The 21,766-nt window shown below is 63.2% G+C and carries 23 protein-coding genes, 1 tRNA gene and 1 pseudogene; 10 read left to right on the forward strand and 15 right to left on the reverse strand.

Features of this window, described 5'->3' with window-relative positions; genetic code table 11:
• From ABSG20_RS07995 to ABSG20_RS08015, 5 genes are all read left to right on the forward strand, one after another.
• A partial coding sequence (locus ABSG20_RS07995) for an ABC transporter substrate-binding protein (RefSeq protein WP_423863958.1) occupies window positions 1-623 on the forward strand: 623 nt, incomplete at its 5' end.
• Window positions 624-625: 2 nt separating this feature from the next.
• Entirely contained in the window at window positions 626-1,789 is a 1,164-nt protein-coding gene (gene ssuD, locus ABSG20_RS08000) for an FMNH2-dependent alkanesulfonate monooxygenase (RefSeq protein WP_423863977.1), read from the forward strand.
• Complete coding sequence (locus ABSG20_RS08005) at window positions 1,786-2,592, forward strand: ABC transporter permease subunit (protein WP_423863959.1); 807 nt, start codon at window positions 1,786-1,788, stop codon at window positions 2,590-2,592. Before ssuD ends, ABSG20_RS08005 begins: the two co-directional genes overlap by 4 nt.
• 8 nt (window positions 2,593-2,600) lie before the next feature.
• The gene (locus ABSG20_RS08010) at window positions 2,601-3,446 is read left to right on the forward strand and encodes an ATP-binding cassette domain-containing protein (protein WP_423863960.1); all 846 of its coding nucleotides are present in this window, start codon (window positions 2,601-2,603) and stop codon (window positions 3,444-3,446) included.
• A 7-nt stretch (window positions 3,447-3,453) separates the two neighbouring features.
• Entirely contained in the window at window positions 3,454-4,038 is a 585-nt protein-coding gene (locus ABSG20_RS08015) for a flavin reductase family protein (protein WP_423863961.1), read from the forward strand.
• Between the two features lie 104 nt (window positions 4,039-4,142).
• Here ABSG20_RS08015 and ABSG20_RS08020 read toward each other — a convergent pair whose 3' ends face one another.
• Both ABSG20_RS08020 and ABSG20_RS08025 read right to left on the reverse strand, forming a co-directional pair.
• Complete coding sequence (locus ABSG20_RS08020) at window positions 4,143-4,925, reverse strand: alpha/beta fold hydrolase (protein ID WP_423863962.1); 783 nt, start codon at window positions 4,923-4,925, stop codon at window positions 4,143-4,145.
• A gap of 3 nt (window positions 4,926-4,928) precedes the next feature.
• Window positions 4,929-6,224: an O-acetylhomoserine aminocarboxypropyltransferase gene (locus tag ABSG20_RS08025; RefSeq protein ID WP_423863963.1), complete on the reverse strand. Its 1,296-nt coding sequence runs from the start codon at window positions 6,222-6,224 to the stop codon at window positions 4,929-4,931.
• Window positions 6,225-6,502: 278 nt separating this feature from the next.
• Between ABSG20_RS08025 and ABSG20_RS08030 the strand changes: the two genes are divergently transcribed.
• A complete protein-coding gene (locus tag ABSG20_RS08030; protein ID WP_423863964.1) occupies window positions 6,503-6,688 on the forward strand; it encodes a hypothetical protein in 186 nt (61 codons plus the stop codon).
• A gap of 111 nt (window positions 6,689-6,799) precedes the next feature.
• Here ABSG20_RS08030 and flbD read toward each other — a convergent pair whose 3' ends face one another.
• The 8 genes from flbD to ABSG20_RS08070 all read right to left on the reverse strand — a co-directional run bounded on the left by flbD (window position 6,800) and on the right by ABSG20_RS08070 (window position 14,996).
• Complete coding sequence (gene flbD / locus ABSG20_RS08035; RefSeq protein WP_423863965.1) at window positions 6,800-8,179, reverse strand: sigma-54-dependent transcriptional regulator FlbD; 1,380 nt, start codon at window positions 8,177-8,179, stop codon at window positions 6,800-6,802.
• Between the two features lie 56 nt (window positions 8,180-8,235).
• Window positions 8,236-8,586, reverse strand: a complete 351-nt coding sequence (gene fliN, locus ABSG20_RS08040; protein ID WP_423863966.1) for a flagellar motor switch protein FliN — start codon at window positions 8,584-8,586, stop codon at window positions 8,236-8,238.
• Between the two features lie 10 nt (window positions 8,587-8,596).
• Entirely contained in the window at window positions 8,597-9,229 is a 633-nt protein-coding gene (locus ABSG20_RS08045; RefSeq protein ID WP_423863967.1) for a FliH/SctL family protein, read from the reverse strand.
• The gene (fliG, locus tag ABSG20_RS08050) at window positions 9,229-10,311 is read right to left on the reverse strand and encodes a flagellar motor switch protein FliG (protein WP_423863968.1); all 1,083 of its coding nucleotides are present in this window, start codon (window positions 10,309-10,311) and stop codon (window positions 9,229-9,231) included. The genes ABSG20_RS08045 and fliG overlap by 1 nt, the downstream gene beginning before the upstream one ends.
• Window positions 10,308-11,930 carry a flagellar basal-body MS-ring/collar protein FliF gene (fliF, locus tag ABSG20_RS08055; protein WP_423863978.1) on the reverse strand — a complete coding sequence of 541 codons (1,623 nt, stop codon included), beginning with the start codon at window positions 11,928-11,930 and terminating at the stop codon, window positions 10,308-10,310. The genes fliG and fliF overlap by 4 nt, the downstream gene beginning before the upstream one ends.
• A 172-nt stretch (window positions 11,931-12,102) precedes the next feature.
• A complete protein-coding gene (gene sciP / locus ABSG20_RS08060) occupies window positions 12,103-12,378 on the reverse strand; it encodes a CtrA inhibitor SciP (RefSeq protein WP_002714638.1) in 276 nt (91 codons plus the stop codon).
• A gap of 211 nt (window positions 12,379-12,589) precedes the next feature.
• Window positions 12,590-13,300, reverse strand: a complete 711-nt coding sequence (locus ABSG20_RS08065; protein WP_423863969.1) for a flagellar hook assembly protein FlgD — start codon at window positions 13,298-13,300, stop codon at window positions 12,590-12,592.
• 10 nt (window positions 13,301-13,310) lie between these two features.
• Window positions 13,311-14,996, reverse strand: a complete 1,686-nt coding sequence (locus ABSG20_RS08070; protein ID WP_423863970.1) for a flagellar hook-length control protein FliK — start codon at window positions 14,994-14,996, stop codon at window positions 13,311-13,313.
• A 485-nt stretch (window positions 14,997-15,481) separates the two neighbouring features.
• On the opposite strand from ABSG20_RS08070, the gene mnmA reads away from it, so the two are divergent.
• From mnmA to ABSG20_RS08090, 4 genes are all read left to right on the forward strand, one after another.
• Window positions 15,482-16,669 carry a tRNA 2-thiouridine(34) synthase MnmA gene (gene mnmA, locus ABSG20_RS08075; protein WP_423863979.1) on the forward strand — a complete coding sequence of 396 codons (1,188 nt, stop codon included), beginning with the start codon at window positions 15,482-15,484 and terminating at the stop codon, window positions 16,667-16,669.
• Window positions 16,670-16,688: 19 nt separating this feature from the next.
• Window positions 16,689-17,327 (forward strand): class I SAM-dependent methyltransferase, encoded by a 639-nt coding sequence (locus tag ABSG20_RS08080; protein WP_423863971.1) that lies wholly within the window; start codon window positions 16,689-16,691, stop codon window positions 17,325-17,327.
• Between the two features lie 51 nt (window positions 17,328-17,378).
• A complete protein-coding gene (locus ABSG20_RS08085) occupies window positions 17,379-17,738 on the forward strand; it encodes a hypothetical protein (protein ID WP_423863972.1) in 360 nt (119 codons plus the stop codon).
• A 115-nt stretch (window positions 17,739-17,853) separates the two neighbouring features.
• A tRNA-Met gene (locus tag ABSG20_RS08090) sits at window positions 17,854-17,930 on the forward strand.
• On the opposite strand, the gene ABSG20_RS08095 is transcribed toward ABSG20_RS08090, so the two are convergent.
• The 5 genes and pseudogenes from ABSG20_RS08095 to ABSG20_RS08115 all read right to left on the reverse strand — a co-directional run.
• Entirely contained in the window at window positions 17,925-18,458 is a 534-nt protein-coding gene (locus ABSG20_RS08095; protein WP_423863973.1) for an SDR family oxidoreductase, read from the reverse strand. The genes ABSG20_RS08090 and ABSG20_RS08095 overlap by 6 nt on opposite strands.
• 29 nt (window positions 18,459-18,487) lie before the next feature.
• Window positions 18,488-20,050, reverse strand: coding sequence for a formate/nitrite transporter family protein (locus ABSG20_RS08100; protein ID WP_423863974.1), 1,563 nt, complete (start codon window positions 20,048-20,050; stop codon window positions 18,488-18,490).
• 30 nt (window positions 20,051-20,080) lie between these two features.
• Entirely contained in the window at window positions 20,081-20,908 is an 828-nt protein-coding gene (pflA, locus tag ABSG20_RS08105; protein ID WP_423863975.1) for a pyruvate formate-lyase-activating protein, read from the reverse strand.
• 17 nt (window positions 20,909-20,925) lie between these two features.
• Window positions 20,926-21,021 (reverse strand): annotated as a pseudogene (locus tag ABSG20_RS08110) (hypothetical protein); the annotation flags it as partial.
• The coding region (locus ABSG20_RS08115) for a pyruvate formate lyase family protein (RefSeq protein WP_423863976.1) at window positions 20,994-21,766 on the reverse strand (773 nt) is incomplete at its 5' end. The gene ABSG20_RS08115 and the pseudogene ABSG20_RS08110, both read right to left, overlap by 28 nt.

Here is a 21,766-nt window from a genome sequence, read left to right on the forward strand (position 1 = left end):
CCGCGCCGAAGGGTGAGGCCATCCTGGTGCCCAAAGACAGCAAGCTTCAATCGGTCGCCGACCTCAGGGGCAAGAAGGTCGCGCTGAACAAAGGCTCCAACGTTCACTATCTGCTGGTGAAGGCGCTGGAAAAGGCCGGCGTCAAATACGCCGAGATCGAGCCGGTGTTTCTGGCGCCGGCCGACGCCCGCGCCGCCTTCGAACGCGGCGCGGTCGATGCCTGGGTGATCTGGGATCCGTTTCTGGCCGCTGCCGAAGCGGCCACCGGCGCGCGGACCCTGGCCGATGGTACCGGCATCGTGTCAAATTATCAGTTTTATCTTTCCTCGAAGAAATTCCTGGAAAAGGATCCCGGAATCGTCGATCTGATCCTGGCGCAGCTCAGCGAGGTCGATGACTGGGCCAAAGCCGATATCCACGCGGTCGCCGAGCAGCTCGCGCCTTCGATCGGCTTGCCGGTTGCGGTTGTCGAAGCGGCGTTGCAGCGGCAGGCCTACGGCATCAAGCCGGTCGAAAGCAGCGTGATCGCGGATCAGCAGCAGGTCGCGGACACGTTCTATGCGCTCGGCCTGCTGCCCAAACCAATCAAGATTTCCGACGCGGCAAGGAGGCCGGGCACGTGAGTATCGAGCCATCGAAAGCCAATATTCTCTGGTTCCTGCCGACTCATGGCGAAGGCCGCTATCTCGGCACCACGATCGGCGGGCGGGAGGTCAACTTCAACTACTTGCGACAGGTCGCGCAGGCAGCGGATCAGCTTGGCTATTTCGGCGTGCTGCTGCCGACCGGACGCAGCTGCGAAGATTCCTGGATCGTCGCGTCCGCCGTAGCACCCTGGACCGAGCGGCTGCGCTACCTCGTCGCGGTGCGGCCCGGCCTGCAATCGCCTGGCGTCGCCGCGCGCATGACCGCGACGTTTGACCGGGTGTCGCACGGACGGCTGTTGGTCAACGTCGTCACCGGTGGCGACCCCGTCGAAAACAAGGGTGACGGCATCTTTCTCGATCATGACGAGCGCTATGCCGTTACCCGTGAATTTCTCAACGTCTACAGCGATCTGCTCGCGGGCAAGACCGTCAACGTTGAAGGCCGGCATATCCGGATCGAGGACGGACGCCTGCTGTTTCCGCCGGTGCAGTCGCCGCGGCCGCCGCTTTATTTCGGCGGATCGTCGGACGCCGGCATCGATGTCGCCGTCGACACCGTCGACAAGTATCTGACATGGGGCGAACCGCCGGCGCATGTCGCCGAAAAAGTCGACCGCGTGAGAGCGGTTGCCGCCAAGCGCGGCCGCAAGCTCTCTTTCGGTATCCGCCTGCATGTGATCGTTCGCGAAACCAATGCGGAAGCCTGGAAGGCCGCCGACGAACTGATCCAGTATGTGACCGACGAGACGGTGGCTTCGGCGCAGAAGATTTTCTCACGCATGGATTCCGTCGGCCAGCAGCGCATGGCGCAATTGCATGGCGGACGCCGCGATAAGCTTGAGATCAGCCCGAATCTCTGGGCCGGGGTCGGTCTGGTGCGCGGCGGCGCCGGAACCGCGCTGGTCGGTGATCCCCCAACGGTCGCAGCCCGGATCAAGGAATATCAGGACGTCGGCGTCGATACGTTCATCATGTCAGGCTATCCGCATCTTGAGGAAGCCTATCGTTTCGCCGAGCTGGTATTTCCGCTGTTGTCGCTGGAACGCCCGGGCAATGTGACGCCGCTTCGGGTCAATACCGGGCCATTCGGCGAAACCATCGCCAACGAGCACCGGCCGTTGGTGAAGGCATCGCAGTCATGAGTCTGATCGAAAGCCTGCCGCGTGTTCGCGGCCTGCGGCTGCCGCGGCCCGACGGTTTGATCCAATGGATCGTGCCGCTGGCAATCATACTGGTCTGGCAGGCCGCCTGCGTGACCGGTTGGGTGCCGGCGCGGGTTTTGCCGGCGCCGAGCGACGTGGCGTTGGCCGGCTGGAAGCTGGTGCTGTCGGGTGAACTGGCGCGCAACATCTGGGTCAGCTTCTGGCGCGCCAGTGTCGGTTTTGTCATTGGTGGCGGTATCGGCTTTGGCTTTGGACTGCTCAATGGCTTGTCGCAGATCAGCAGCAAGCTCACCGACACCACGCTGCAAATGGTGCGCAACATTCCGCATCTGGCGCTGATCCCGCTCGTGATCCTGTGGTTCGGCATCGATGAATCGGCAAAACTGTTTCTGGTCGCGCTTGGGGTGTTCTTCCCGATCTATCTCAATACGCTGCACGGGATTCGCACCGTCGATCCGCAATTGATCGAAATGGGCCGCATCTACGGCATGAACGATGGCGAACTGTTCCGGCGGGTGATCTTTCCCGGCGCATTGCCGTCGATTTTCGTCGGCGTGCGCTTTGCGCTCGGGATCATGTGGCTGACGCTGATCGTGGCGGAAACTATCGCGGCCTCCTCGGGCCTCGGCTACATGGCCATGCAGGCACGCGAATTCATGCAGATCGATATCGTCGTGCTCAGCATCCTGATCTACGCGCTGTTGGGGAAACTCGCCGACAGCGCCTCGCGCTCTCTCGAGCGGCTGACGCTTTCCTGGCACCCGGCTTTCCAGAAACATTAAGAGCAAGCATGCAACAAGCCCTTGGTTTTGTCTTGCCCGATGCCCAGCCTGTGGAGCGCGCGGATTTCATCGAACAGGCCCGGCTGGCGCGGCACGGATCGGACGTTTCGTCGCGCGGGCTTGCGCTGACCGTTCGCGGTCTGCGGAAGTCATTCGGCGACAACGAGGTGCTGCGCGGCATCGACCTGCACATTCCCGCGGGGCAATTTGTGGCCATCGTCGGCCGCAGCGGCTGCGGCAAGAGCACGCTGCTGCGCCTGATCGCCGGTCTCGAAACCATCGACGCCGGCACCATCAGCTTTGGCGATGACGCGCGGCCCGAGGACGTGCGCGTCATGTTCCAGGAACCCCGGCTGTTGCCATGGGCGCGGGTTCTGTCAAACGTCGAGGTCGGCCTCGGCCGTGACCGGGCATCCTCCGATGCGAAAATGCGCGCCGAAAGCGCGCTCAGCGAAGTCGGCCTCGACGAAAAACGCGGGCAATGGCCGGCCGTCCTCTCCGGCGGACAGAAGCAGCGCGTGGCGCTGGCGCGCGCGCTGGTTAGTCGTCCCCGGGTTCTGGCATTCGACGAGCCGCTCGGTGCGCTCGATGCCCTGACGCGGATTTCGATGCAGCGGTTGCTGGAGCGGGTCTGGCACGATCAGGCCTTTACCGCGATCCTCGTCACCCACGATGTTTCGGAAGCCGTCGCGCTGGCCGATCGTGTGCTGGTCATCGAGGACGGCCGTATCGCGCACGATATTCATGTCGATATCGTGCGTCCGCGCCAGCGCGGCTCGGCCGATCTGGCTGGGCTGGAGGGTTCGATCCTGAATAATCTCCTGAGAGGCGCTGAGGATACATCAGACCTGTGAGGCCATCATGAGCACCGCCGTCGGTACCATCGAGATCGACCGTGAGGCATCTTCAGCCGCTTTTCGCAACGCCATGCGCCATCTGGCGGCCGGTGTCAGCGTCATCACGGTCGGGCGCGGCAATGATATTGCGGGCATGACGGTTACGTCGGTATCGTCATTGTCGGTCGATCCGCCGACCCTGCTGGTCAGCGTCGATCGGGCATCGTCGTCCTGGCCGCTGCTGCTGCGCCACGGGTTTTTCGGCGTCAATATCCTTTCATCGGACCAGATCGACATCGCCGAAAGATTCAGCGGCAAGGGGGGCCTGAAGGGAGCGGAGCGCTTTGCCGGCGCGCAATGGATCACCCGCGCATCGGGAACGCCTTTGCTGGCGGGCGCCCTGGCCGCGATCGACTGCGAAATTGAGGATATTGTCGAACGCCACACCCATGGCATCATGATCGGACGCGTTATGGACATGCGGCTCTCGCCGCGCACCGCGGCGCTGGCTTATTGGCAAGGGCAGTACGTCGCGATCGATCAGAACGAGGATGCGGTCAAGCTCGCCGAGGTCAGTCTCCCGCTCACGCGCGCCCTGCGCAAGATCTGAACTGCCAGGTCTGAACTGCCATGCCGAAGCACGAGCAGGATCCGCTCAACGGCATTTCGCCGGGAATGGGAACCGGATCTGCTCGCAACGCGACGGTGAACGGGTCAGCCCTGGAGTGCCGCAAGCAACTCGTCGGGCCGCTCGGCCATCATCATGTGGCCTGCACCGCGCAGCACCACGATGCGTGCGTTTGGCAGCGCGGCAGCCAGCGTCTTGCCGGCCTTTGCAGGGGTCATCATGTCGCGTTCGCCGATGATCACGGTGGTCGGGACCGTGACCTCTGCGGCGGCAGCCAGCGCATTCTGGTAGGCGTTGCAGGCCGTGAGGTCGTTGAACAGCACGCCGGGCCGGCATTGTTCAAGAACGCGCTGGGCGGCGGTGTGCATCCACAAACCCGGCGCCAGGCTTCCGCCCAGTTCCGCCTGAAAGCCGAGGCCCCATATCGAAACCATATCGATAGCGGAGTGGTCGTTGGCCTCCGCGGCCTTGAGCAGATCGGGTCCGACCGTCATGGTTGCCGCCGTTCCGATCAGGCCGAGCGCGGAAACCCTGGTCGGGTGCCGTGCGGCGGTCTCAAGCGCGATCAGCGAACCCATGGAATGGCCGACCAGCCGCGCCCTTGCCACGCCGGCCGCATCGAGCAGCGCGGCGGTCCAGTCCGCCATGTCGGCAATCGTCGGCAGGGGCGCGCCGGACGACAGGCCGTGGCCGGGCAGATCCGGAGCCAGAACGCCATGGCCGTGATGTGCAAACCACCGGCTTTGCAAGGCCCAGGCCGTATGATCGAAGCCGGCGCCGTGCAGCAACACGACGGTTGGCAAAGCGGGATCGAATTGCCGGCCGCCGGTGGCGACGAAGGTCTCTGTTCCCATCACCGACACCTGCATGGTTCAAGCCTTTTGCGATATGCGGAGCGCCTGGGCGAGGTCATCGATGATGTCGGAGGCGGCTTCGATGCCAACCGACAGCCGCACCAGCTCTTCGCCAATCCCAGCGGCCCTGAGCTGGTCGGCATCCATCTGCTGATGGGTGGTGCTGGCGGGATGAATGACCAGTGTCTTGGCATCGCCGACATTGGCGAGGTGGCTGATCATCCGCAGCTGTTCGATGAATTTCCTGCCGGCAGGCCGGCCGCCCTTGATCCCGAAGCTGACGATCGATCCGGCGCCGCGCGGCAGCAATCGTTTTGCGAGTTGGTGGTCCGGGTGCCCCTCAAGCGAGGGGTGCAGCAGCCAGTCGACCGCTTTGCTGGCGGCGAGGAATTCGAGCACCGCATGGGTGTTGGCGATGTGGCGGTCCATCCGGATGCCCAGGGTCTCGACGCCCTGCAGCAATTGAAAGGCATTGGTTGGCGAGAGGCAGGCGCCGAAGTCGCGCAGACCCTCGGTGCGCGCCCGCATGATGAAGGCAGCCGGGCCGAACTGCTCGTCGAAAACGATGCCATGATAGCCGGCATAGGGTTCGGTCAGACCTGCGAATTTGCCGGAGGCGCGCCAGTCGAACCGGCCGCCATCGACGATCACGCCGCCGATGGCGATACCGTGACCGCCGATCCATTTCGTTGCCGAGTTCATCACGATGTCGGCGCCCAGCTCGATCGGACGGCTGAGATAAGGGGTAGCAAACGTGTTGTCGATCAAGAGCGGGATTTTTGCGTCATGCGCGATCTGCGCGACCTCGGGAATATCCAGCACTTCGAGACCGGGGTTGCCAATGGTTTCGCCGATCAAGAGGCGGGTGCTGGGTCGAATGGCCGCGCGAAATCCGTCGAGCGCGCGCGGCTTGACGAAAGTCGTGGTGATGCCGAAACGGGGCAGCGTATGCGTGAGCAGGTTGATGCTGCCGCCATAGAGCGAGGAGGAGGCGACGATGTGGTCGCCGGCGTTCAGCAGGGTCGCGATCGCCAGATGCAGCGCGGCCATGCCGCTCGCCGTGCAGATGGCGCCGACGCCATTTTCCAGCGCGGCGAGCCGCTCTTCGAGCACCGCGGTGGTCGGGTTTGAAATCCTGGTATAAATGTGGCCTGCGCGTTCGAGATTGAACAGCGCCGCGGCGTGCTCTGCATCCTGAAAGACATAAGAGGTGGTCTGATAGATCGGCACGGCGCGGGCGCCTGTAACGGGATCCGGATGCTGGCCGGCGTGCAGGCTCAAGGTCTCGAAAGCGGGCGGCTTGGGTGCGGGCATGTTGAACTCGAAAAGCGAGGCGATTTTGCGAGTGGCACGGTGCCATAAAAGTTCTTCGATTGTTAGCCCCGGGGGTTGGCAGCGTCGCAGCCGTTCTGCCGCGGCAACGCCTGCGAAGATCTCAGGCGCCGGCTCAGCCGTTCCTGAAGATGTGGTCTTTTATCGGCGCGCAGCTTACAAGCTTGTCGGGAGCCCGCGCGATGCAGGGCGGGACGCGGAGTTCAGGCGATGGAATGCAACCGTCTTGGAACTGCCTTCGCTGGCAGCGTTCTGCGCCGATGAAGCGTGTAGCAGCATGGGTCTTCTATGCTGTCGGCGCGCTGGCGATCGGTTACCTCGCGCTCTATGCCCATGCGCTGTTGAGCGGGCGCCAACTGCAGCCCGGCGATCCGATCCACATCTTCCGCAAGCCCGACGCGCCGAACTATTCGGCCGCAACCGGGGGGCGGCTCCGGCCGTCTTGAACGCCGGACTCGGTGGTTCTGGGTCGCGGCGCCTTGGCCGGGCCGGCAGCGGAGCAATCCTCGCGCAGGCCCTAGCCGGCCGCTTCTCGCAACCGCGGCAGGGAGCGGTGTTCACACCGGCGCCGCGGCGCGGTGATACTCGCCGGCGCCCGCGGGTGTGATCGCAAGCCCGCCATCGGCATATTCGTTCAGCTTGTTGCGCAGCGTGCGGATCGAGATGCCGAGGATGTTGGCGGCGTGGGTGCGATTGCCGAGGCAATGCTTCAGGGTCTCCAGAATGAGATCGCGCTCGACGTCGGCGACGGTGCGTCCGACCAGCGCGCGGGTCACCTGTTCGGCGGCGAAGGTGGCGTGCGCAACCGCCGGCACGGTCTTGGGCGCATCGAGACGATCACCGTCGGGCGTCAGAATGGCGTCGACGCCGATCTCATCGCCCTGCGCCATCAGTACCGATCGATGCATGGTGTTTTCCAGCTCGCGGACGTTGCCCTGCCAGCGGTTGGTCGTCAGTAGCCGCCTTGCATCAGCGGAAATCGGCCGCGATGGCACGCCGTTGGCCGCCGCATATTTCTTGGCGAAGTGCTGCGCCAGTTCGAGAATATCTGCCGGGCGCTCGCGCAGCGGCGGAATCTTCAGGTTGACGACGTTGAGCCGGAACAACAGATCCTCGCGGAAGCTGCCTTCGCGTACCGCATCGGCAAGGTTACGGTTCGAGGTCGCGAGGATGCGGATGTCAACCGGGACCGGCCGGTTGCCGCCGACCCGATCGATCACCCGTTCCTGGATGGCGCGCAACAGTTTCGACTGCAGCCGCACATCCATTTCAGAGATTTCGTCCAGCAGCAGGGTGCCCCCTGTGGCTTCTTCGAATTTTCCGATCCGCCGCGCCACGGCGCCGGTGAAGGCGCCCTTTTCGTGGCCGAACAGTTCGGATTCGAGCAGGTGTTCGGGGATCGCGGCGCAATTGATGCTGATGAACGGTTTCTTGGCACGATTGGAGCGGGTGTGAACGTAGCGGGCCAGAACTTCCTTGCCGGTGCCGGACTCGCCGGTGATCATGACGGAGGCGTCGGAGCCGGCGATCTGCTGGGCCAGCTTGATCACCTTGGCCATGGCTTCGTCGCGATAGACCATGTCGCGTGAATCATTGGCGACGGCGGCGAGCACCGCAGCGATCAATTCCGGTTCCGGCGGCAGCGGGATGTATTCCTTGGCACCGGCATGGATCGCGGCCACGGCCGCACGGGCGTCGTTGGAGATGCCGCAGGCGACGATCGGGACGTAGATGTGTTCGGCATCGAGCCGCATCACCAGGTCGCGGATGTCGAGAGCTACGTCGACCAGCAGGAGATCGGCGCCCTTGCCGCTGCGCAACACGCGCATCGCCTGTTCATGATCCTCCGCATGCGTAACGGAAGCGCCATTCTCCATGGCAATCTTGGTGGCCGTCGTAAGCTGGCCCTTCAGTGTGCCTACAATGAGAAGCCGCATGTTAACCTCCTATTCGTCTATCGACGCCTGTTGTGCGCCGTATCGTTGAGAGCGCCTCAGGCGCGCTCCGTCTTGATGATTTCCGTCATGGTGACGCCGAGCTTGTCTTCCACCAGGACGACCTCGCCGCGCGCCACCAGCCGGTTGTTGACATAAATATCGATGGCTTCGCCGACGCGACGGTCAAGCTCGAGCACGGTGCCGGGCCCGAGTTTCAGCAGTTCACCGACCTCCATCTTCGAGCGGCCGAGCACGGCCGAGACCTGTACCGGCACGTCGAATACCGCCTCGAGGTCGGCGGCAATGCGCGCGGCCTGTTCGTCCTCGTGATAGGCCAGGTCATTGATCGGCGGCGCGTCGGCGGCGTTAAGATCCGGAAGCGGAACCTGTGCGTCGTTGTCACTCATGTCTTGATCCTCATGGCCGCAGTCCGGCCTGATCGCGGGACGCGATGTAGCGCCCGACAAGTTCGTTGATCTTGGCCTCGATCGCCGCGCGCTCCAGCACGACGCCGCCGTCAGCCCACTCTATCTTGCAATCGCCGGTCTCGATTTCCGGCTCCGCCAGAATCACAAGGCGGCCCTCGAAGCCGCTTTGCTTCGCCAGCCGGTCGATCCGTTCGCGGGCGGCCTCGTAAAGCTGCTCGTTGATCCGGACCACGAGATGCGGCGTCGATACCAAATGGGAGAAGCAATCGCGCACCAGGGAGGTGATCTCGCCAAGCGGCTCGCTGGAAATCAATGCGCTGCACAGCTTGCGCGCGACTGCAACCGCGACATCGACGGCTTCGGTTTCCATCCGGGTTTCGATGCCGGAGTAGCGGGCCGCGATGCCCTTGACGCCGATCGCGATCGCCTCAAGCGCCAGCGCGGTGCGGCGTTCACTCTCGGCGCGCGCCTCGCGCTGTGCGGTCTCGAAGCCGCTGCGATAGGCCTGCGTCTCCGCCGCGGCGATGTTCTGGGCGATTTCCGACGCCGTGGCGGGTCGCTCGCGCGTCTTGTCCGGCGTCGAGAAGTCCATGTCGAACAGGAATTTTGCGGGGGCGGCCATCAGTACACCAGTTCGTCGTCGGCGCGGTTCTTGGTCAGCGTGATTTCGCCCTTGGCGGCGAGGTCCTTGGCAAGATTGACCAGCAGGGCCTGGGCCTCGTCGACGTCGCGCAGCCGCACTGGCCCCATCGCGCCCATGTCGTCGATCAGCATCTTGCCGGCGCGGGACGACATGTTGCCGAGGAAGAAGCTGCGCACCTCCTCATTGGCGCTCTTCAGCGCGATGCCGAGCTTGTCCTTGTCGATTTGGCGCATCAGCGTCTGCGCGGAAGCGGAGTCGAGCTTGATGAGATCGTCGAAGGTGAACATCAGCGCCTTGATGCGTTCGGCGGACTCGCGGTTGTCTTCTTCCAGCGAGGTGATGAAGCGGGTTTCGGTCTGGCGGTCGAAATTGTTGAAGATCTCGGCCATTACTTCATGGGCGTCGCGGCGCCTTGTCTGCGACAGGTTGGACATGAATTCGGTGCGAAGCGTCTGTTCGATGCGCTCGATCACTTCCTTCTGCACCGCCTCCATTTTCAGCATCCGGCCGACCACGTCGAGCGCCATTTCCTCGGGCAGGATCGCGAGCACGCGCGCGGCATGTTCCGGCTTCAGCTTCGACAGCACCACGGCGATGGTCTGCGGATATTCATTCTTGAGATAATTGGCGAGCACCTCTTCCTGGACGTTGGAGAGTTTCTCCCACATGTTGCGGCCGGCAGGCCCGCGAATTTCCTCCATGATGCCGGCAACCCGTTCCTGCGGCAGGTATTGCTGCAGCAGCCGTTCGGTGCCGTCGAACGTGCCCATCAATGCGCCTGATGCCGACATCCTTGAGACGAATTCGAGCAGCAGGTCCTCGACCACGTCGGACTCGACGGTGCCGAGCGTCGACATATGCATCGACAGTTCGCGCACCTCGTCGTCGTCGAGCAGCGCCCAGACCTTGCCGCCATATTTCTCGCCTAGCGCGAGCATCAGGATGGCCGCGCGTTTCGGACCGCTCATCTTGGGGGCCTTAGGGCGACTGCTCTGCCGCGCGGCCAGCGAAGAAATGACGGTGGCGATGTCGTTGGCGTTTGTGGTTTGCGGTACGCTCATGTCGACGGCTCGCTGAGCCATTGACGGACGATGGAAGCGGTTTCGTTCGGGTTGCGCTCGGCCAGTTCACCGACGCGGTGTACCGACTGCGCATGGACCTGGCCCTGAACCTGGGCGACATCGATCAGCTGCGCGGTGCCGGCGCCGCCGGAAGTGTGGCCGCCGGCGGCCGCGGCTTGCGCTGTGCCGTCGGTCAGCGCCGGCAGCGAACCGTCGGCGAGTGGCGCGGCGATTGGCTCGGAGGCGAGGATGCGCTTGACCAGCGGCCGGATCACCATGAACATCACCGTCAGGCCAAGCAGCATCATGACGCCAAGTTCGATGATGTTCATCACGTCATCCTTGGTGAACTGCAGCATGCCCAGCAGGCCGGTCGGTTCGGCAAGCGGGACGATGGCCGGCGCTTCGGCAAATTTGAGGTTGACGACCTCGACCTGGTCGCCGCGCTTCTGATCGAAGCCGATCGCCGAGCGCACCAGTGCTGCGATCCGGTCCAGCTGATCCTTGCTGCGCTCCTGATAGACCAGTTCGCCCTTGTCGTTCTTGGAATAGCTGCCGTCGACCAGCACGGCGACCGAGATGCGGTTGACGCGCCCGACCTCGGTTACTTCGGTCTTGGTGGTATGGGAGATTTCGTAATTGTTGGTTTCTTCGGTTTTCTTGCTCTGGTCGCGCGCGGTCGCCGCATTGTTGTTGTTCTGATTGCCCGGCAATTCATTGTTGACGGTGACCTGGCCGCTATTGTCGGCGGTCAAGCTCGACTCTTCCCGGGTCTGGCTCGAACGTAGCACCCTTCCTTCGGGATCGAAGCGATCCGAGGTCTGGGTAATCTTGTTGTAGTCGAAATCGGCCGACAGCTGGACGCGGGCGCGGCCTGCGCCGACCACCGAGGACACGATCGCCTCGACTTCGTTGCGCATCCGCTTCTCGAAACCGGCGCGGCGTTCGTCCCCGATGGAGTTATCGGGATCGCTCGAGGCGCCGTCGGCGAGCAACTGACCGGCTTCATCGACGATCGACACGCGCTGCGGCTTGAGGCCGTTGACGGCGGAGGCGACGAGGTGGCGGATGGCCCTGATCTGCTGCGGTTCGAGCGAGCCGCGTACGCGCACCACGATCGAGGCCGATGGTTCGGGAGCTTCGCGCGCAAATAGCGGCCGCTCGGGCAATACCAGATGGACCCTGGCGGCCTGGACCCGGTCGATGGCGCGGATGGTGCGCGAAAGCTCGCCCTCAAGCGCGCGCAAATGATTGATGTTCTGGACAAAACTGGTGGTGCCGAGCGCGTCGGATTTGTCGAAGATTTCGTAGCCGACGCCGCCGCCCTTGGGCAGTCCGCCTTCGGCAAGCTTCATCCGCAGCCGCGTAACCTTGTCCTTCGGCACCATGATCACGGCGCCATCGTTGCGCAATTCGTAAGGGATCGCCTGGCGATCCAGCTCCTTGATGATCCCCGAGGAATCCTCGAAACTGAGGTCGGTAAAGAGCGTGGTCATCTGCGGCGTCGTGACGCGCATGATGACGAACGCGAAGAAGCCGACGAGCGCGGCGGTTACCGCGACCATCGCCATCAAGCGCGCAGCGCCCAGACCTTTGAGGAAGCTTAACAGACTCTGCAAAACCGACATCCCCGGGATTCGGTCTCCAGGACCGGCTGGGCAATTATTGCCTATGGGATGGTTTCGATATGGTTAACGAAGGTTAAGGGCACCGGCGAAAGTTCAATATGGAAAAAACCGGCCTCGCAAAGCGCGGCCGGTTTTCATCAAATGCCGTCGGTTTCTTAAGCGCTTATTGCCGGTATTGCTGAATCCGGGTGGTGCGCAGTCCGGCAAGGCCATGCTGATCGATGGAGAATTGCCAAGAAAGGAATTCGTCGACGGTCAGCGTGTAACGGCTGCAAGCCTCCTCCAGGGAGAGTAGGCCGCCGCGCACCGCGGCCACGACTTCAGCCTTGCGGCGAATAACCCACCGTTTGGTGCCGGGAGCGGGCAAATCCGCGATTGTCAATGGACTACCGTCAGGCCCGATGACGTATTTTACCCTCGGGCGATGGGGTTCTGTCATGGTGTACTCACAAACTCTCAACCACTGAACTCACCGTATCAACCTACGCCCCGCGACTTAAAAATTGGCTAAGCCGAAGGCGCCAAATACAAATCTCCGCAGAAATGTCGTCAAACGCTGCAGCCGGGTGTCTGGCGACGCCGGGCTGGATCGGATCGCGAACGAACCGATGATGCAATCAGGTCTGCGGAGTTTGTCTGATCTTGCTCCACTAACCCGCGATGCTCTGGATCTGGTTGACTGTGTAGGTCTGGCCATTGATCGTCAGCAAAGGCGGCGACTGGGTGAGATCGACCGAACTGACCGTGCCCTGGATCTGAGTGGTTACGGCTACTGGATTGCCCGCGCTGTCGGCCGCGGTCGCGGTCAGCTTGTACTGGCCGTCCGGCCATTGCGTGCCGTCGCTGCCCTGGCCGTTCCAGGCGAAGGGCTGATTATTTCCGGCCTGGGCCGAGTAACTGCCGGTGTACACGGTCTGCCCCGTGCTGCTGGTGATCGAGATATTGACGGTGGACGCGCTCGGTATGCTGAGATCCCAGGTCGCCGACGAATTGGTCAGGGCCGCGGTATTGCCATTGACCACCGCCGTCTTGCCGACAAATCCCAGTGCCTGGGTCGATTGCGCGGTCTGCTGCAGCGACACCAGCGTCGACAGGGAGTCGTTGGTGTTGATCTGCTGCTGGACGCCGGCGAATTCAACGAGCTGCTGGGTGAACTGGTTGGTGTCCAGCGGGTCGAGCGGATTCTGGTTCTGCAATTGCGTCGTCAGCAAGGTCAGAAAACTTTGGAAGTTGCCGGCAATTTGCTGGTTAGCCAGCGCGCTGGCGCCAGCGGCCGCTGAGCTTGACGATGCCGACGATGAGGCTGGTGCGGGCGTCGTTCCCGAAACCACCGAGCTGGCAACGCCTGACGTTGTTGTCATATCTGTCTCCTCAGACCCTGATATCGACGCCGCTGCTCGATCCGAGCATACGGCCATAGGTTTGTCCCGCGAGCGCCGCGGGGACGGTATCTTCGTCGCTGATGACCAGCTGCTGCGCCTTGCTGCTGGTGTCGTTGTTCTGCCCGGAAGAGGACTGGTCGCGCAGGCTGAATTGCAGGCCGCCGTTGCCGGTCTTGAGTCCGGCGTCATCCAGTGCGCGCTGTAGCTGGGGTGCGTCCTGTCGCAACATCGATAGCGTTTCCGGCTTTTCGACCGTCAGATGCGAGGTTACCTGGCCATTGCGATCGACATCGACGCGAACATCGATGCGGCCAAGATCGGCCGGATCGAGTCGGATTTCGAAGCGGCTCCTGCCGTTCTGCACCGAGGCGGCGATCTCGAGTGCGAGCCCGCTCAATGGCACTGGAGCATTGGTTGCGGCCGTGACGCTCAGGGGTCCCAGGGGGACGGCGATGGCGGTCGCGGGTGGAAGTTGCGGCTGCATCGTCGCCTGCGCGCCGATGTTCGATGGATCTGACAGCACTGCTGCCGTCGCGATAGCCGGCGCATGGTCGTGGCCGACCGAAGATGGCGATGCAGGGGCGGATGCCAGCGCCGCGTCGGCACTGTCAGCTCCCACCGGCGATTTGGTTGCGGCGGCGGGTTGTTGGATGACGGCGCCGGCCGCCGGATCGCTTGGGGTAGCGGATGAAGCGGAGGCGCTTGCATTGGCAGCCGCGGCGCCCGATGCCGCGGTCTTGGCCTGTGTCGTGACCGGAGCCATGAGAACGGTGGTTTTCAGCACCACCGGTGCCGTTGCGGCTACGGCACTGGTCAACGCCGTCGCATCGGTTGGGGCGGCTGCATCGGCCTGGGCTTGCTGCTTGATCGGCGTTGCGGCCGTCTGGCCCGCGGTCGCTTGAGCCGCGATCTTCGCTACCGTCGCTGCGGTCGTGGCCGCAGCACCCGCCGAGGTGGCAATGGTCAGCGCTGCATCGGCGGCCGTTGCGGTCGCGGCGGCGTCGGTGCTGGAATCGACCTTGATCCGCGCGGTTGCAGCAGCAGCGGTTGCAGCAGCGGGTGCAGCGGTAGCCGCAGAGCTGGCTGCGATCGCTGCTGCCGCGATCGCGAGCGGCGCCGTGGCGCCGCCGGAGGTCGGGGTGAGTGCGGGGGCATTCGTCGAGGCAAGGGCGGGGGGTAGCACAATCGCCACCGCGACTGGGTTCGGCGTCGTCACCGGCAGTCCGCCCAGCTGCGCCACGGCGGTTTGGTCGGCGGGTGAAGGAGCCCCGGAGGACGACTTCTCGGCTGTTTTCACGGTGCCGGCTTTCGCGGCGCTCGACTTCGCCTGGGAGCGCTGGGCGGTGTCAGTATTGGCGTCGGGCTTGCCGGCGGTATCGGCGTCGGAAACGGGTTGGGCGGTGGCAGCCGTTGCGCCCTGATTATTTGCAGCGTGGCCGGAAGACCTGGCGTCGTCCGATGGCGAGGTGGCGGAGGTCGGCGCCGGATCGTTGACGGCGGGCTGCGAGGCCGGTGGCTGCGAGGCCATTGGCTGCGACGCCGGTGGCTGCGGCGGCGGTGCGGTCGCGCTGCCGCCGTCGGCGGCCAGGTTGCTGTCGAGCAGCGCCCCAAAACTGTCATTTCCCTGCGATGGGTCGGCTCGGGCGGGATTCGGCGGCGCGGTCTGAAAAGACACGCTGGCTGCGGCGTCTGACGTCACGGTATACACGGGCGGCCCTTCGCAAATGAAACGAAATGAAACTGGACCAGAGGTCAGCAAGGAACGGGCCATCGCCCGCTCCGATAGAATAACTATATTTTCCAATGCCTTATGAGATGCTCGGGGAGCCGGGGAGCCGTGGCGGCGATCCCCTTTTCTGCCCGGCGGCAAGATTTGCCGTACGCAGGCCAGCAAAAGCGCTGAGCGCGATTGCCTGACCTGCACGCGGCCTATATTAAAGAGCGGCTTTTCAGCCGTTTCCGAATGAGCGAACTCCGTGTTCCGGGAACCGCTGCAAGGGCTCGCAAGGCTCGGGTTTAGCTCTCCAAGCTCAGAGTGACATTCTATTCGCAAACTATTCGCAAACGGACTATCTGACCTCACCTCTATCTGACCGCACAATGGCTTCCTGATCGCGGCAAGCATTTGATGTCGCCCTGATCGCAGCAATGACTGGACCCATGCTCAACAGTCTGGATCTCGAAGGCCGTCCGCAGGACACCAGGGTCGTCGTCGCCATGTCCGGCGGCGTCGATTCGTCGGCGACGGCTGCGCTGTTGAAATCGGAAGGTTATGACGTCGTCGGCATCACGCTGCAGCTTTACGATCACGGCGCGGCGACCCATCGCAAGGGCGCCTGCTGCGCCGGGCAGGACATCCACGATGCCCGCAATGTCGCCGAGCGGATTGGCATCCCGCATTACGTGCTGGATTACGAGAACCGTTTTCGTGCGGCGGTGATCGACAATTTCGCCGACAGCTACGCCTTGGGCGAGACGCCGGTGCCCTGCATCGAGTGCAACCGCTCGATCAAGTTTGGCGATCTGTTGGCGACCGCGCGCGAACTCGGCGCCGCGGCGCTCGCAACCGGGCATTATGTCGCATCGCGCCGTATGCGCGAGGGGTCGCGCGCGCTGCTTTGCGCCGCCGATGCCGATCGCGATCAGAGCTATTTTTTGTTCGCGACCACCCGCGAGCAGCTCGATTTTCTGCGCTTTCCGCTCGGCGACATGACCAAGCTGCAGACCCGCGAACTGGCGCGGCGCTTCGGCCTTGATGTCGCGGACAAGCAGGACAGCCAGGACATCTGTTTCGTGCCGACCGGGCGCTATACCGACATCATCAGCCGGCTGCGGCCAAATGCCATCGAGCCCGGCGATATCGTCGATCTCGATGGTCGCGTCATCGGGGCGCATCAGGGCATCGTTCATTTCACCGTCGGGCAGCGGCGCGGAATAGGCATTGCCTCCAGCGCGGCGTTGTATGTAGTGCGGCTGGACGCAGCCGGCCGTCGCGTGGTGGTCGGACCGCGCGAGGCCTTGCGGATGGACCGCATCGTGTTGCGCGATGTCAACTGGATCGGCGAGGGCACGCTCGATCACGCCGTGCGCGGCGGCCTGGAGGTTTTCGTGCGGGTTCGCTCGGCGCGCCCGCCGCAGCCGGCTTGGCTGCGTGCCTCCGACGGCGGCTATGAGGTCGAACTCGTCGCCGGCGAGGAAGGCGTCTCGCCGGGCCAGGCTTGCGTGTTCTACGATGCGCCCTCGGGGCGGGCGCGGGTGCTCGGCGGCGGTTTCATCCAGCGTGCGACCGCGAAGGCTGCAACGGTCAAAGGCGTAACGCGGCCGCTGGTCGAGGCGATCCGCGGGTAAGGTCTTCGAGGCGCGGGACATGGCGTCAGATATCGACCGCGCAGGGGTCGCCAAGGCGTATGAGCGCTGGGCGCCGGTATACGATCTGGTGTTCGGCAAGGTTTTCGACCACGGCCGTCAATCGACCATCGCCGAGGCCGACCGGATCGGCGGCCGGATTCTCGATGTCGGCGTCGGCACCGGATTGTCGCTGTCGGACTATGCACGCACGACGAAATTGTGCGGCGTCGACATTTCCGAACCGATGCTGCGCAAGGCGCAGAGCCGCGTGCGTGCGCTCGATCTTCATAATATCGAGACGCTCGCGGTGATGGACGCCAAGCATCTGGCATTTGCGGATTCTTTTTTCGACGCGGTGGTGGCGCAATATGTCATCACCGCGGTGCCGGATCCGGAAGCGACGCTGGATGATTTCATCCGCGTGCTGAAACCCGGCGGCGAACTCATCCTGGTCAATCACATCGGCGCCGAGAGCGGCCCGCGCCGCATCTTCGAGCTGGCGTTCGCGCCGCTGGCGCGGCGGCTGGGCTGGCGGCCGGAATTCCCATGGGCGCGGCTCACCGACTGGGCCGCCAAACACGGCGGCGTCAGCTTGGCCGAGCGCCGGCCGATGCCGCCTATGGGGCATTTTTGCCTCATTCGCTATCGCAAATCCTGAAGCCCCGGCGTCGCCCACGGAACCTTCGCGCCAGCGGGTCGTTTCATCCGCATGGAAAAGATACACTGGCTCTATCTGTTGGGTGTGCTGATGGCCGGGTGCGAAGCGGCCAGCGCGCAAGCTCCGCCGGCGCCGTTGACGCCGCAGGCCCAGACGGCGCTGCCCGCGCCCGCCAACAACTGTGCGCCGACCCGACCGGTATCGCCACGGGGCACCATTGCGCCCGAAGGCGGCACCACCGGTCAGCGGATCGAGTCACTCAGCGATCAACTGGCCAAGTCGGATGGCGTGCTGTGCCCGCCCACAGGCGTTGACCCGGCAATCCGCGCGCCCACCCCCGATACCGGCGACACGCCGGTGATCCGGCCGCCCGGCAGCCCCGGTGGCGATCCCAGCATTCGGCCAAAATAGCTGCTGACTGCAGCCACTTGGCGGCTGTGTGGGTTGCTTGACACGTCCGCGGCCGGCTCCTTATATGCCGCGCGTTCGCGACCTCGGGTTTATAAGGCCGTGAGACCGACGCCGTGGCGGGGTAGCTCAGCTGGTTAGAGCACGGGAATCATAATCCTGGGGTCGGGGGTTCGAGTCCCTCTCCCGCTACCATTTTTCCGCGAAGCGAGTGAAGACTGCCACGCCGAGTCCGCTTGGGCGGCCGCGAGCTACGGCTCGGCAAGCCGGCCTCAACGACGACGCGGCTCTCGCATCTAAAATATCGAAAACAACCCCATGCAAAGTAGCCTGGCGGCCGCTCGCCGGCGAGATAGTCAACGAGCCGAAGCCATTGGAAAGCTTCGCGCTGGAGCGCGGCGCTTGCATTCGGGCTTGTCGCGCATTCTGGGGTGCAAACTCAATCGAGTGCACAACGAAGTCTAGCTTGCCCCATTCTTTCGCGATGCGGTCGAATACAGCTTCCATTTGCCCCGCTACGCGAACGTCGAGCGGCATCACATCGGCGCGTGCGCCTGAGGGTCGCGGCGGCGCGTGTGTTTTCGAGCCATGGCTCACCCGCCCCCGATCCTGGTCGCGCGGAGAAGAACCTCTTGCTGTGTTAATTCGTGGGCCCATCAAAGTCGCTCCTTTCGGTTGCGCCTGACGAGTACGAGAACTCCGCTGCCGCGGACGAGGCTGCATCGAGATAATGTAGCCGTATGGAATTTGGCTTACTTCTCGCCTAGATACGTGGCGCCGAAGGCTGCCCGATAGATGGTCCAGTACATGACGCCGACCAGGCCGGCACCACCCACGATATTGCCGATTGTGACCGGAACGAGATTATGGATAATCCCGGATATCGTAATGGACGAAGCGTCGAAATCAGTCGGAACGTTGCCAGTCTGGGTCAGCAGCCATGCCAAAGGCAGAAAGTACATGTTGGCAACGCAGTGCTCGAAGCCGGCCGCTACAAAGGCGGAGACCGGCAATATGAGGGCGAGAATTTTGTCGGTGACCGACCGGCCGGCATATGCAAGCCAGACCGCCAGGCAGACGAGCACGTTACACAAGGTACCCTTGAAGAAGAGTGTCACGACGTCGGGCTGGATCTTTGCGACAGCCGTATTCAAAATCGACAACCCGATGCGGCCCTCGTTCACGTCGAGATGATGTGAAAAAAAGACAAGTAAAACAAGTCCAAGGGAACCGAGAACCATGCCGATCCCGAGCGATACGTAACTGAATTCGGCCGCAGCCTTCACCGTGTCGCCGAAGAACTTGCGGATCTCGTCCTTGCGGGCAGGGGGCATCAACACTCCGACGCGGTCGCCGAACTCCAGCATCAGGTCGGGTGACGGAACGAGATCGGCATCGTAGCGCCGCACATGCAGGATATGGGCGGGAAAGCCGGGCGGCATCGCAAGACCCGAAAGCGGGACACCGACCACATTGGCCTTGCCGACAAACACCCGGATGTAGTCGAGGTCGGTCCGATCGCTGGCCAGCAGGCCGGGCTCCGGTTTGCCGAGCCGCGCGGCCGCCTCTTTGAGGGCTTCCTCGCGCTCGGCGATGAGCAGAACCGCGTCTCCGATCGATAGAACCGTGTCGTCAGTCGGAACAAAGTTGTGACCGTCCTTCCGCACCATGGTGACTTGCACGTCGCTCGGAAGCTCCTTCATCAATTCCGCGAGCGCGCGGCCGGAGGAGGTCGCCCCGATGGAGATCTCGCCCATATGAAAACGCTGCGCCTTCGCCGGAAATTTTGGGTTCACGATGCGCGTCATGAAATAGATGCAGAGGATCGGACCGATCACGCCAAACGGATATGCGACTGAGTATCCGATCGATGGATCCTTGTTAGCAATGGCATCGAGCGCGGCCTGAAGCGCTGCGGTGCTGGTCATCGACCCGGCATAGATGCCCAGCGTATGGCCGATCTTGACGTCGAAGATCTTTCCGAGGCCGAGCGCGACGAACAAGCTTGCGATGCAGGCGATCAGCGCCAACAGATTGTACTTTCGATCGACGCCCACCATGCCTTCGAAGAATTGACGGCCATAGAGAATGCCAATGCCATAAAGGAACATGATCAGGCCCGTGAGGCCGATCGGTCCGATAATCTGCGCTTTGGGCGCAAAAGCGCCAATGGCAACGCCAACGAAGAGAACGGCTCCGACGCCGAGGGCGAACCCGCCGATACTGATCTGGCCGACCAGGTAGCCCAGGCCGATTGTAAGAAATATTGTCAGGATCGGCTGACTGCCAATAATGTCGCGCGCAAGATCCAGCATCTTTTGTCCCCCGGTCGATTGAAACGGCGCTTAGCGGACACGGCAGCCCGCACCACGGAACTGCGCGATGACCCTGTTCACCAGATCGCGGGTCGGTGGCTGCGTATCAGCCAGCTTGTATTCGAGATCCAAAGCCTTCCACTTGAACCCGCCCATTTGGTGGAAGGGCTGTACCTCGACCCACTCGACATTCTTCATGGGCGCCACAAGTCGGGCAATTCCCTCGACGTTGTCAGGATCGTCGGTTTGGCCCGGAACCAGCGTGAAGCGGACCCAAACCGGCTTTGAGAGTGAGGCAAGCCGCTCCGCGAAGCGAAGCGTCGGTGCGAGATCCCGACCGGTCACCCGGCGATAGGTGTCGGGATCAGAACTCTTGATATCGAGGAGGAAAAGGTCGACCGCCGAAAGATACGACTCGTCGACGCGATCGCCCAGGAATCCGGACGTCTCGATCGCCGTGTGCAGGCCCATCGCCTTGGCGCCCTGGAAGATACGACAGGTGAAGGCGCGTTGCACCATCGGTTCGCCGCCCGATATGGTGAGGCCACCACCGAGCTTGACCAGTGACGGCGCAAAGCTGCCGAGACGTTCGAGCACCTGCTGAAGCGAGACATAGGTACCGTCCTTGAGATGCCAGGTGTCGGGATTGTGGCAATAGTTGCACCGCAGCAGGCAACCCGAAACGAACAGCACCGCGCGCAAGCCCGGCCCATCGTAGCGCGACGACGTCTCGTAGGAGTGGCAGTAGCCGAACGAGCCTTCCTCGTCCTTCAACTGGGCTTCGTCGGGGGCATCAGGCGACAGGCCTGCCCTGAGCTCATGCCGACTTCCCGGTTCGAGCGTCCTCAGTTCCGGCATATGGCTTCCTCCCGATCTCAGATCTGACCGTGGAAGGTGCGGCTGATGACGTCTCGCTGCTGCTCCGGCGTGAGGCGGACGAAGTTCACGGCGCAGCCCGACACACGGATCGTGAGTTGCGGGTACTTGTCCGGATTCTCTGGGTGTGGGTCGCGTTCCGATAGGTTGGATGCTTGCGGAGCTTCTCCATGAAGCTCGTCACGATGTCCGACGCCAACTGGTCGCCGCGGTCATCATTGTTGCCGAACTGCGGCGTCGCGATGTTGCCCTTGTTCTGATAGTCGACCACCAGGCCGTTCTCATCGCGGACAACGCGGATCTTGCCGTGCTTGATGGCGCTGAGACTGTCGGCGACCACCGAAAGCCCGGCGATCCCGAACGCCATGGTGCGCAGGACGTCGCGGTCGTGCAGCGCCATCTCGAGACGTTCATAGAAATACTTGTGCATGTAGTGGATGCAGTTCATTGCATGCACATAGGTGCGTGCGAGCCATTCCATGGTCGTGTCGAACTTCTCCATCACGTCGTCGAAGTCGAGGAATTCGCCGGACACCGGAAGTGTCTGGGGCGCGATCAGGTCGCCGGATACCTCGTCGCGGCCGCCGTTGATGGCGTATAGCAGCGCTTTGGCAAGGTTCACGCGGGCGTCAAAGAACTGCATCTGCTTGCCGAGGCGCATCGCCGAGACACAACAGGCGATGGCGTAGTCGTCCCCCCAGAACGGGCGCATCAGATCGTCGTTCTCGTATTGCAGCGACGAGGTGTCGCGGCTGACCTTGACGCAGAAGCGCTTGAACGCCGCGGGCATGTGGTTCGACCAGAGAACCGTGATGTTCGGTTCTGGCGCGGGGCCGAGGG

This window comes from Bradyrhizobium sp. (assembly GCF_049512235.1).
Lineage (GTDB): Bacteria > Pseudomonadota > Alphaproteobacteria > Rhizobiales > Xanthobacteraceae > Bradyrhizobium.